Below are 11702 nucleotides of genomic sequence, written 5' to 3' on the forward strand. Positions count from 1 at the left end.
CTGAAAATTATATCTTATTTACGCCTAATCCCGCTTTATCGTCCTGCTGAATTTATTTCAGCATCTTTTTAGCGTGAAAGACCCTGAAATAAATTCAGGGTGACGACCGTCTTAACAGAAAACTTGATTAAAACGCCACAAAATGAGATTTAATAATCGAACTCAGGTTTTTAGAAAGAATTATCAGTAAAATAAAGCCTTAGAAGGTAAAGCTGAAAACACATCAGCTACCAAGCTTATTTATTTTTTGGCCAGCTGGCTATTGGTTTAGCAGAAAAGCTTTTTTGTGATGGTTTCCCGGCATCTAGAAAAACTGATATGGCCTCTTCGCTATCAGCTTTGAGCCTTACTTCGAATCCTACAATAGAAGTCCCCGGGTTTTTAGCATCATAATCGGTTCCCGGATCTGTTGACCAGGTTTTCATTTTAACTTCGCTTTGGGCATCCACGAAGAGATAACATTTTTTGCTTTTATAACTTAATTCTATGGTATGCTTATCAATAATGTGTACTGTAGCAGGTGTAACCATAGACCACCGAAGTGTTACATCAGTGTTTCCCACGGTTATTTCATCGCGGATCAGTACTGTTTTTTTATTGATCAGGGCCACCCCTCTAATTGATTTTTTTAGTTTATCAGCATATAAGCTACTCAGATCGGCAACAGCATTCATAAACAGGCCATTATCAGCGCTACTGATGAAAGCAGCATTGCCCTTAACAAGCTGAAAAGTACTATCAATTGAAAGGGTATTGTGTGCGAGATTGTTGTAGCGGAATATTTTCCAGCGCGCTGCATTTTGTTTACTGTCCCACAGGTTAATACCTTTCGATTCGAGCGATTCGTATTCCTGCATTCCAAAATCCATGGCCCAACGCACCCCTTGCGATTCCATGATGAAAGAGCCTACATCCATATGACCATGGCTAACGCCGGGTGAGCCACCTTTAAAGCCCACAAAAGTAGCCAGCGGATCTGTCCACGAACTTCGCATCAAAGCAACGGGGTTAGGGCCATTTCCGATCCAAAAGTGTGCAGTTTTAGGCTGAATGTCATTAAGCGATAGTTTTGCTCCCCACAACATTGCTGATGGCAGTAACCTATTCTGTAATGGCATTTGTTCATCGAGCTGTTTTTTAGTTACCCAAAGCAAACCAGGGTCGTTCAGTTTCGATGCAAACCAAAAAAGTGCGGGATTAAATTCTGCCACCGCCCTGCTATCCGAATAATTGAAAGGTTTGCCCGAAGGAGCTGTCATATTAGCCAGATAATCAGCTGTTTTAAGGAAACCGGGCGCAGTGCTTAAGCCAAAGTCCTGATGAAAAACACCGCCCAAAGCACTAATGAACATGACATTAAAAGATGTACCATATTCCCAATATCCATAACCTTCCGGATAAGCACCATCGGGCGCATATTGTTGCATGGGTAGGATTACACTTTTAATTGCCCGGTTAATGAGTTTTGCCGATAAGGCCGGGTGTTCTTCGAAAGTAGCTATTGCACCAAACGAGATGCCCGCATTACAAACCTGATTCCAGTTATTGGTAATATTTAGCCAGTTATTGTACTTATTATTTGTTGAAGGCTGTATTCCCTTTTCGAGAATGGCAAGGGCCACTATACTTCTTGTTGATTGGGGTAAATCCTGATATAACCAATCGTAACCTATTGACAAAGCCATTGTCATTTCACCAACATCAAGAAAATGACTTGGATTCCAATCTTTAAAACCGGAAACTGCAAGCAGTTCTTTTTCTGCTCTTGCTACATACTTTTTATCATGGCTAAGTCTAAAAGCATATGAGAGGTAATAGATCCTTTTAAGTGCTTCTCTTGATACATCAAGCAAACGTTTGCCGATCATCACCCGCTCTAATACCGGTTTATTTAAAACATGATTAGCTTCAGATAGTATGGCTTGATGGATTTGTTTAAACCTCGCGTCGCGCTTTACATTTTCTAAGATCTGTTTCTCAAGGTCATGGCTTATCAATAACCTTGGATGCGAAGGCATCTTAAAAGTTGAATCAATTTCCTTGCTTTGCCCTACTGCTATCGTTGAGCAAAACAAGGTTATGATGGTACAACTAATTGTGATAAGCTGATTTTTTTTCATGGGTTACAGATCATACTTATCAAATTTTACTACGAGAAATTATTTTTTCTGTTCAGATAAGAAAGAAACTAATGAAGCCAGTTCTTCATATGATAATGAATTGGCCATGCCTTCTGGCATCATCGAAGTTTCCATTTCTTTTCTCGACAGGATATCGCCCACTTTGATGGTAAAAACTTCTCCTGCAATATTACGAATCACTACTTTGGCAGCCGTTTCTTCTGTGATAAAGCCCATATAGGTATGGTCGCCTTTGGCGGTAATCATTACTGAAGCAAATCCCTGAGAAATTGAAGCATTAGGTTTTAATATCGATTCTGCAATCTGCTCACGGCTCATAATAGAGCCGATCTGTCCCATAAAAGGACCTTTCATTTTCTCGCTTTTGCTTAAACTATGGCAGGCTACACAACCCTGACTATTGAAAATATTTTTTCCTTTCAACGGATTGCCCTGTAACTTATTGATAGCCAACAATACATCTTCGATAGATGACTTGCCCACCTGACCTTTTTTGTTTTTGATTTTATCCAGATCAATTTTTGGTTCTTCCGTTGTAGCTACTTTTTCTTCTTCGGCAAATTCAGGGATATCCATCCTTTGACGCGCATTTAAATCAACGAAAAATTGTTTTCCCTGTGCTCCAGCTTTCGTAGCCTCTTCTTTCAGGAACTTTTCGATAATAGGAGAACCTTCCCATGAAACAGCCTTAAAATATGGGCCATGTGAATCGGGACGTGTGCCCCACCACCAGGTAGCATCGTAAGCAATCTCTTTTTTATACAAACGGCCCAAGGTAACCAGGATCTGTTGTTTTAATTTTTCATCTGTCGATTGTTTGTAGTTTTCGATCAATCCGTTAACCGCTTTTTCGGTATGTATATAACGTAATGCCCAAAGTGCAAGGGTTGAATTTTCAGTTTTAACAGCAGCAAGCAAAGCATCTACCGCCTGAAGATCAACTAAGGCCCTAACCGCTAAGTGAGGCAAAATAATGGCTGAATTTGGTGTTGCATGAGGACCTTCAGTACCTTTGGCAGGTGCTGTAAATGAAGCAGGCACCTTGGTTTGTAAAAGCACATTGGCAACTTCTGCCCTGCCCAAACGGTTTAAACCAATTATCGATGCAGCCTGAACACGAAGAGAAGGATCCTTTAAACCTTCTAAAAATGGCTCAACTGGTACTTTATCTATATTGCCTTTACGATCTGCAAGTGCTTTTAAAGCAAATTCCTTAAGTGCTTTATCTTTGGTAAATTCAACTAAAGTTGCAATACCGTTTTCTTTGGTGAGCTGTGCATAGGTATAGATACCAGCTATACGAACATCAAGTGCTAAACTTTGATCGGAAGCCACTTTTAAAGCCGTTGCAATAGCTTGTTTATTGTTCCGCAAAACCAATTCCTGCGAAGCAGTTAAGCGGCCTACTGCACTATTAGATTTAAGTAGCTCGGTTAATTTTTTAATTGAAGCTTTTTTAACATCAGGAAAAGCTTTGTATGTCCAGTTGTTTGGTACTGCACGAACAATGTAGCCTTTATTCGGGCTTCCAGAATAACCTGCACCATCCCAAGCCGACAGATATAGTCTTCCTGAACCATCTACGTCAAGATCGGTAATCTGAGGAAGTTTAATAAACTCTTCATCTTTCTGCGTAAAGGTTGGGCCATCAGTGGTAACTCTATGAATATAAAGCATGCTTCTGCCCCAGTCGGCCATCATTGGTACATGGTTATATTGTTCAGGCCAGTTTGGTTCATCCATAAATAATGCTCCGGTACCCGATCCTCCACCTAAATCAGCAAGTGCAGGAATAATTTCGTCGGTAAAATTCTGAAATAAAACAGGGTAACCATATTCTCCAGATTGTATGTGGTGCGAAAAACGAACGTTCCATCCGCCACCATCGTTGGTATTTTCTCTGGTAAAAACGTTCATGTAAGGATCGATAGCTACATCATAAACATTACGTGTACCATGTGTGTATACTTCCATTTCAGTTCCGTCAGGACGAACACGCACAATTCCACCACCTAACATGGTTAGTTTTTTACCTGAACGATCTACCGCATCATGGAATCCAAAATCTCCAACGGAAATGTAAATCCATCCATCAATCCCCATTCTGATACCGTTAGTAGCATGGTCGGTACCACGTTCGCGGATATATTTGGCATTACTGATATGCTCTATAAGCGGTTTTTCGGGTCCATCGGCTTTTCCATCGCCATCTTTATCTTCGAAAACAACTAAATTCATGCCTGTAGCCTGTTTTGTTTCTTTTGAAAAAGTGGTGTGTAATACATATACCTGGCTGCCTTGAACGATAATGCCGCGTGGATTATCCACTTCGGCAAAATCTACATGTTCGTCCATTTTACCATCGTTATCCTTATCTATTAATTTAAGGATATGGCCTTTACCAGGATCTTTGCCTAAAGAGCCGATCATATCAACACCAACATATACTTCTCCGGTTGGTGCTACGGCTAAACAGGCGGGGCTGGGTGTAACATCAGGTCCTGCGAAATTGGTTATCGTTAATTCGGGTGGTGATACGCGTTGTATTTTTGGTTCGCTAAAGAAGTTTCTTAATCCAAAAAAAACTAGTGTAAAAGAAATTAAGCTTAAAGAAAATTTAATCATTTGTGTGTTATTGTTTCTTGGTTAGTTGTGCCGCGTAAACTTACAAAAAAATATAAATTCTCTTGTGCCACAATTTTGTGCATTTTAAGTTAATTCTTAACCATTTGACACTTTTACTTACTGGCCGCTAAACTTATTTACTTCATTTTAAAGTAAAACAACTTCACAAACGTTATCCTGATAAAGATCCATATTAATTTAAAGCAACAATTCAAACTAATTACCATGGACAACTAAATAAGTTTCAAACCGCTATAATTATGCATAATAACAAGTAAAACACAAATTAAATGAAGAAAAAATACCTCATAAATGAGATAAAAAACCACTTTCATCAGAATCAGGTAAATTATTTCGTAAAAAACTTGCTCCAAAGGAGATATTTTATTATATTTACTAAATCCAACATTCATTAAATCAGTACGTTATGAAAAATATTCTTTATTTCTTCCTGACTGCCCTGATCTCCTCCATTGCGCTGTTAATTACTAAGGATTCATTTGAACCCGAATTGGTTTATAGCACGGTGGTATTAATATGGATTTTTTACATTTGGTACCATATTTATGCTGCTAATAAGAGGAACTACAGCGAGTAGTCTGCGTCTTAATTAAATTGAATTCTCCGATTGAATATAATCTGGAGTCAAAATATTAATGCCCAATATTTTATCCTTTCTTTTTACTTTCACCTCATTATTAATTTGTTGATACAGCCATTATCTGTAAATTAATTTACTTTCTTGTTAAGAAAGTTATAATTATTTAAGATGATTGCCAGATGCATCACAGTTAATTTATTATCTTCGCCGAAAACTAAAACACAGTAGTTTACGTTTATAACTAAGCCTGGCCAATTAGCCAGGTTATACATAAAGCTTAATGAACTTGGAGTTATCGACCTCGTACATGGGGTAAATTAGCGCACAGGATCATGAAATCAAAAGCAAAATTCCCATGTTTAGCAGGGAATACATTTTACTCGGAAGTTCGCCGCAGAGTAAACAACGACTTTAAAGAAAACAATAGAAGTATCAATGCCAATGTGCTGATGTGGTTTAAAGCCTTTCTTTTCCTTACTATATTTCTGGCACTTTACTTTTCCATACTCCTTTTAAACGTGCAAAGCACTATACTTTTGGGACTTACCGTTTTACTTGGTGCAACTTGTGCATTTATTGGTTTTAATATCTGCCACGATGCCATTCACGGTTCGTTTTCGAGTTCTAAACGCATCAATTCTTTTTTCAGTTTTCTTTTTAATATGGTTGGAGCCAATCCGTATGTGTGGAACATTACCCACAATGTGGTACACCATACCTATACCAATATACCAGGCCATGACGAAGATATAGAAGTAGCACCAGGCCTTATACGCATCTGTACAGAAGATGAATTAAAACCACACCAGCGTTTCCAGCAATGGTATGCTTTCCCTTTATATAGCCTGGCTTCGCTTTCCTGGGTGTTTCGTAAAGATTATAAAAAGTTTTTTCAAAAAAGTGTGGGTGCCTGCCAGAACAAACATCCGAAGGTTGAATACTTTAACCTCTTTTTCTATAAGTTTCTGTACTACTTTATTTTTATTGGTTTACCGATACTGGTTATGCCGCTTGCCTGGTGGCAGATTGCAATCGGTTTTGTAGTGTTACATATGGCTCAAGGTTTAACTATGGGATTGGTTTTCCAACTTGCTCATGTAGTGGAAGGAACAACTTTTCCAATAACCAATGCAGAAGGCAATATGGAAGAAGCCTGGGCAGAACACCAAATGCGTACTACAGCTAATTTTGCAACTCAATCTCCTATATCAGCATTTTTTCTTGGTGGATTGAACCGACAGATAGAACACCATCTTTTCCCTAAAATATGCCATGTTCATTATGGACGGATCTCCACGATTGTAAAACAAACTGCATTAGAATTTGGATTACCTTACCATGAAAACACAACTTTTTTATCAGCACTGCGTTCGCACTACCGCATCCTAAAAAAAATGGGGCAACCGGAAACAATTTAGCGGCTATTAAGTTAAGGGTGATAATTCAAACTTAATATTCTTATTGCCTTACTGGTAAAAATCCTTAAATCTTATTTATTTCATCATTAAGAAGTTTAGGGCATTAAGATCATGCAAATTTAACCTTAAGGTTCTTATTGTCTTAATGGTAAAACCCTTAAACCTTATTTATTTCATCATTAAGAAGTTTAGGGCATTAAGATCATGCAAATTTAACCTTAAGGTTCTTATTGTCTTAATGGTAAAACCCTTAAACCTTATTTATTTCATCATTAAGAAGTTTAGGGCATTAAGATTTGAGCACCTGTAAAATTGAACGGTGCGCATGAACAAATAACCAATGAACAAATAACCAATGAACAAATGACTAATGAACCAATAAAACAACACCTAATAACATAAACTTAACATACAATACATTCCTCAACAGGTAGATCTTTTTATCTTTAACGGTATGTACTGGTACGAAGAAGAAGTTAAACAATTGGAAAGGGCCCATCTCTTAGATCGGGAGCATCCTGGTGTTATTTTCTATGGCAGTTCATCTATCCGGTTGTGGAATAGTCTCGAAGATGATTTTGATGACATGAAAGTAACCAATTTAGGTTTTGGCGGCTCTACATTAGCAGCATGTGTATGGTTTTTTGAGCGGATTATGATAGACTACAGACCAAAGGCGCTTGTGGTATATGCAGGCGATAACGACCTTGGCGATGGCAGAAACCCTGAAGAGATATTTATCTTTTTCCAGCAGCTCATGGTTAAAGTTAACCAGCGGTTTGGCATATTGCCCTGTTATTTTATATCGCTAAAACCCAGTCTTACCCGTTGGCAAATGGCCGATCAGTTTAGATATACCAATAACCTTATCGAAAGCGAAATAATTAAACTCAATAGCAATTGGAAATTTATTGATGTATTTAAGAAAATGCTCAACAAAGAAGGCAATCCAGACCCTGCACTTTACGATCACGATGGATTGCATCTGAGCGAAGAAGGTTATCGTTTGTGGGCAGCTACTGTTAAAGAGAAATTAGGTTAATCATTACGCTTAATTAATATCCCGATAACATACATGCCTTAATTTTCCGCAAAAGAATTGAAGCCAATGAACAGGGAATATCACAAGTGGTTCAGCCATAATCTTCAACGGGATATGGAATTATTGGTTTTCGGTCATGCCGGAAGAGCAGTTATCTTTTTCCCCACCCGTATGGCCAGGTTTTACGATTACGAAAACTGGGGAATTATAGCTTCATTAAGTACGCAGATTGAAAATGGCGAACTCCAAATTTTCTGCGTGGATAGTATAGATGGAGAAAGCTTTTATAACGATGAGGTGTTTCCATCAGTACGGATAGAACGGCATTTACAATATGAAAAATATCTCCTCGAAGAAGTATTATCGCTTATCTATCAGAAAAATGATGGCGATTACATAGAAACTGCTGGCTGTAGCATGGGCGCTTACCATGCTATAAACCTGGCCATGAAATATCCCTGGTTATTTAAAAAAGCCGTTGGCATAAGCGGCAGATATGACCTTACAGACAATATAGGCGATTTTAGAGACCTACTGAACGGGTTTCACGACGAAAAAGTTTATTTTAATATGCCAGCGCAGTATATTGCTAACCTAAACGATGATCGATTGCTATCAGCAGTTAGAAACATGGAAATTATTCTTGCCGTAGGCGAAACTGATCCATTTTTGAGTGGAAACCAGCACCTAAGCAGCCTGTTATGGGAGAAAGGTATACCCAATCAGTTTCATACCTGGGAGAGCAATGCGCACCGCCCCCATTACTGGCGAAAAATGGCCCCTATGTATATTTAAAATCCGTACAAGCAAGGGTTATTGTACGGCAGGATAATAGTATTGTTTAATGCGAAGAGTATCACTTATACCTCCCATAACAATTTTAGATTCTAACAACCATTTTTCGGGTTCGTTACCACGACTTGCTATTTTTATTCCTTTAACCATTCCACCAACTGGCTTTGGAACACTAGCAAAACGTAATGCGCAAGCAAATATATACTTTACCTTACCTGCCAATACATCTGCATCATTTAGCAAAAATTTATCACCGGTCATCGGTGCTTGAAAATATAACCAGCTGGTGCTATAGTTATTCTCACTCCTAGCAAAAAATTCTGTACTGGCCGGTTGTTAAGGTGAGTTGATCGCCTACCATTGAAGCGTAATTTGCATAATGAAAATTGCAGCTTGTACCCTGCGGACAATTAGTTAAATTTTGATCATCTATTGTAAAGTTGTTTGGATCATCAACCTTCTTTTTACAGGCGAACAAAGTGCTTAATAAAATTAAAAAGACAGCGGTTGGTTTGAAAGCGTTTTTCATCATTAGTTTTTTATAACAGATACGGTACCAAATGAACGGACGCTACAGCCTGAATATTAAGTTTATGTTAAATAAATTGATGGAAAATTTAATCTTAATTATCCATCAAAATGTGCTCGAATAATGAATAAGCTCATGAATAAAAAGCGTTAATTTTAAAATCAGAACGACTCAAAGAATTATCTTAACGTTGATTGAACAAGAAAATATTAAGTTTGCACATAAACAGATTAAATCTACAAAAAATATGAAACAAGGATTATTAATAGATATGGATGGGGTGATTTACAGCGGGGAGGAATTGATATTTGGTGCCGATAAATTCATCAAAAACTTAATTGATGAAGATATTCCTTTTGCGTTTATGACCAACAATAGTCAGAGAACAGCTTTGGAAGTAGTACGCAAACTAAAAGGATTAGGTATAAAAGTAGAAGAAAGCCATGTATACACCAGTGCAATGGCTACAGGTAAATTCCTTTCTGATCAAAGCCCGAATGGCACCGCGTATGTATTGGGAGAAGGCGGTTTACTAAGCAGTTTACACGATCATGGTATTACTTTGGTAAACACCGATCCGGAATTTGTGGTATTGGGCGAAGGTAGAAACTTTACGCTCGAAATGGTGCAGCGTGCTGTTGATATGATTCTTGCGGGAGCTAAATTTATTACTACAAACAGAGATCCATCACCTAAAAAACCAGGATGGAACAACCTGGGTATCGCGGCTACCACAGCCATGATTGAGGAAGCAACAGGCAGAAAAGCATTTGTTACAGGCAAACCAAGTCCGGTGATGATGCGCTCGGCACGTAAATTTCTCGGATTAGAAACCAGTGAAACTACGGTTATTGGCGATACCATGGAAACTGATATACAAGGAGGTGTACAAATGGGCTATAAAACCATTCTGGTACTTTCGGGTATCTCAAGCAAGGATACTTTAGGGCATTATGCTTTTAAACCCGATATGATTGCAAGCTCGGTTGATGAGATTAAGTTTCCTTTGGCCTGGTGGGAAGGTAAGTAGTTTGGAGTTTCGAACCTGGAGTTTAAATGTGCTGTCAGATGTTACCATCTGACAGTGAAAAACATTGAATTGGAATTTAGATCAATCTAGTGTCAGATAGAAATATCTGACACCACAGGAGCTGAGGATCTAATCAACACCCAATGAACTAATGGCACTTTGAACTAATCAAAGCCCTACTTTATTTATTAATGCTAAATAAAGGGGTTGAGTGGAGATACACAGGCTTAAAAAAACTCAAGCGATAATCAGTTGTAAATACAACAGGTGCCCCCTCAAACTGAGCAGCCACACCAATAGGTTTAAACAATTTAAATGAAGCTGAATCATTTACAATGTGTTCATGTACTGGGGTTTCAGGCCTTTTATCTTCAGTAAATTTATTGGCTTTGGTTAAAAGTCCAATTGCTGGTATAACCATTAATAGCGCTACGCAAGAAATCAGTCTCATATCATTGTGCTTAAATTATCCTATTATTTGGTTAGGATCTTTTAACAAAGATGAACCGATGTTATTAGTAAGATAGTTAGTTAGCGTTATTAAATTGTTAAGGTTACGATACAGTTTTAATACAATATTAAATGTATCAGGCCAATAGCGCGATTTATATTACTGCACTCACGTTTTATATTACCGCACCCGTGATTTATATTATTGCACCCGCGATTTATATTATCGTACCCGTGATTTATATTACCGCACCCGCGATTTATATTACCGCACCCGTGATTTATATTATTGCACCCGTGATTTATATTATTGCACCCGCGATTTATATTATTGCACTCGTGATTTATATTATCGTACCCGTGATTTATATTACCGCACCCGCTATTTATATTACCGCACCCATGATTTATATTATTGCATCTGTGATTTATATTAAGATATCAGGCTTAAGGATTATTTGATTTGATAATTATGATATGAATGTATACCCATGAGGTTAGGATTAAGATTGCGTAAAAATATCCATCGCTACGCAATCGTTAACTAACCAAATAAATGTATTTACCAGGCGTAACATCAGATAACCAGTCTAAAGTACGCTTAGTATAGAAGGCAAAATTCGGGCACTAATCAACCTATTCATTACCATGTTGTTTACATTTAAATCTTCCTGTCAAAACCGGTTTATGCCCTCTCGGCCATTGCTTCCATTTATCGCAAAGCATGGTTTGATAGTATACAACCGCACGGTTTACTATAAATCGTATTAAACATTTAAGAAAAAACCGTTCATCCAGGCTACATTTTAGCATCCATTAACTTTGCTGCTTTTGGTGACTCCAGTTTCATTTTAATTACAAATGCTTTGTTGGATTGAAAATCATTTGGCAGTATTACATCGTAATAACCTGAGTTCGATAATTATTTGCTGAAAATTATATCTTATTTACGCCTAATCCCGCTTTATCGTCCTGCTGAATTTATTTCAGCATCTTTTTAGCGTGAAAGACCCTGAAATAAATTCAGGGTGACGACCGTCTTAACAGAAAACTTGATTAAAACGCCACAAA

General features: G+C 37.9%; 10 protein-coding genes. 6 read left to right on the top strand and 4 right to left on the bottom strand.

The genetic code is table 11. From position 1 onward, the window contains the following. Positions 1 to 236 precede the first annotated feature (236 nt). Together AW17_RS22445 and AW17_RS22450 are read right to left on the bottom strand one after the other, a co-directional pair. Entirely contained in the window at positions 237 to 2120 is a 1884-nt protein-coding gene (locus tag AW17_RS22445) for a heparinase II/III domain-containing protein (protein WP_029280369.1), read from the bottom strand. A 39-nt stretch (positions 2121 to 2159) separates the two neighbouring features. After that, the gene (locus AW17_RS22450) at positions 2160 to 4766 is read right to left on the bottom strand and encodes a DUF7133 domain-containing protein (protein WP_029280371.1); all 2607 of its coding nucleotides are present in this window, start codon (positions 4764 to 4766) and stop codon (positions 2160 to 2162) included. Positions 4767 to 5193: 427 nt separating this feature from the next. Between AW17_RS22450 and AW17_RS24370 the strand changes: the two genes are divergently transcribed. From AW17_RS24370 to AW17_RS22470, 4 genes are all read left to right on the top strand, one after another. Further along, positions 5194 to 5364: a hypothetical protein gene (locus tag AW17_RS24370; protein ID WP_157280399.1), complete on the top strand. Its 171-nt coding sequence runs from the start codon at positions 5194 to 5196 to the stop codon at positions 5362 to 5364. Between the two features lie 335 nt (positions 5365 to 5699). Further along, positions 5700 to 6785 (top strand): fatty acid desaturase family protein, encoded by a 1086-nt coding sequence (locus tag AW17_RS22460; protein ID WP_029280374.1) that lies wholly within the window; start codon positions 5700 to 5702, stop codon positions 6783 to 6785. A 454-nt stretch (positions 6786 to 7239) separates the two neighbouring features. Continuing rightward, a complete protein-coding gene (locus AW17_RS22465; protein ID WP_029280376.1) occupies positions 7240 to 7827 on the top strand; it encodes a GDSL-type esterase/lipase family protein in 588 nt (195 codons plus the stop codon). Positions 7828 to 7893: 66 nt separating this feature from the next. Further along, the gene (locus tag AW17_RS22470) at positions 7894 to 8622 is read left to right on the top strand and encodes an esterase family protein (protein WP_029280378.1); all 729 of its coding nucleotides are present in this window, start codon (positions 7894 to 7896) and stop codon (positions 8620 to 8622) included. 18 nt (positions 8623 to 8640) lie between these two features. Here the strand turns inward: AW17_RS22470 and AW17_RS22475 are convergent, their stop codons facing one another. Next, positions 8641 to 8883, bottom strand: coding sequence for a hypothetical protein (locus tag AW17_RS22475; RefSeq protein WP_029280380.1), 243 nt, complete (start codon positions 8881 to 8883; stop codon positions 8641 to 8643). A 515-nt stretch (positions 8884 to 9398) separates the two neighbouring features. Between AW17_RS22475 and AW17_RS22485 the strand changes: the two genes are divergently transcribed. Beyond that, entirely contained in the window at positions 9399 to 10181 is a 783-nt protein-coding gene (locus AW17_RS22485) for an HAD-IIA family hydrolase (protein ID WP_029280385.1), read from the top strand. Between the two features lie 181 nt (positions 10182 to 10362). Here AW17_RS22485 and AW17_RS22490 read toward each other — a convergent pair whose 3' ends face one another. Then, the gene (locus tag AW17_RS22490) at positions 10363 to 10632 is read right to left on the bottom strand and encodes a hypothetical protein (protein ID WP_036670715.1); all 270 of its coding nucleotides are present in this window, start codon (positions 10630 to 10632) and stop codon (positions 10363 to 10365) included. 131 nt (positions 10633 to 10763) lie between these two features. On the opposite strand from AW17_RS22490, the gene AW17_RS22495 reads away from it, so the two are divergent. Continuing rightward, positions 10764 to 11093, top strand: coding sequence for a hypothetical protein (locus tag AW17_RS22495; RefSeq protein ID WP_029280389.1), 330 nt, complete (start codon positions 10764 to 10766; stop codon positions 11091 to 11093). Positions 11094 to 11702 lie beyond the last annotated feature (609 nt).

Origin of the sequence: Pedobacter borealis DSM 19626 (assembly GCF_000708285.2) — a bacterium.
Taxonomy (GTDB): domain Bacteria; phylum Bacteroidota; class Bacteroidia; order Sphingobacteriales; family Sphingobacteriaceae; genus Pedobacter; species Pedobacter borealis.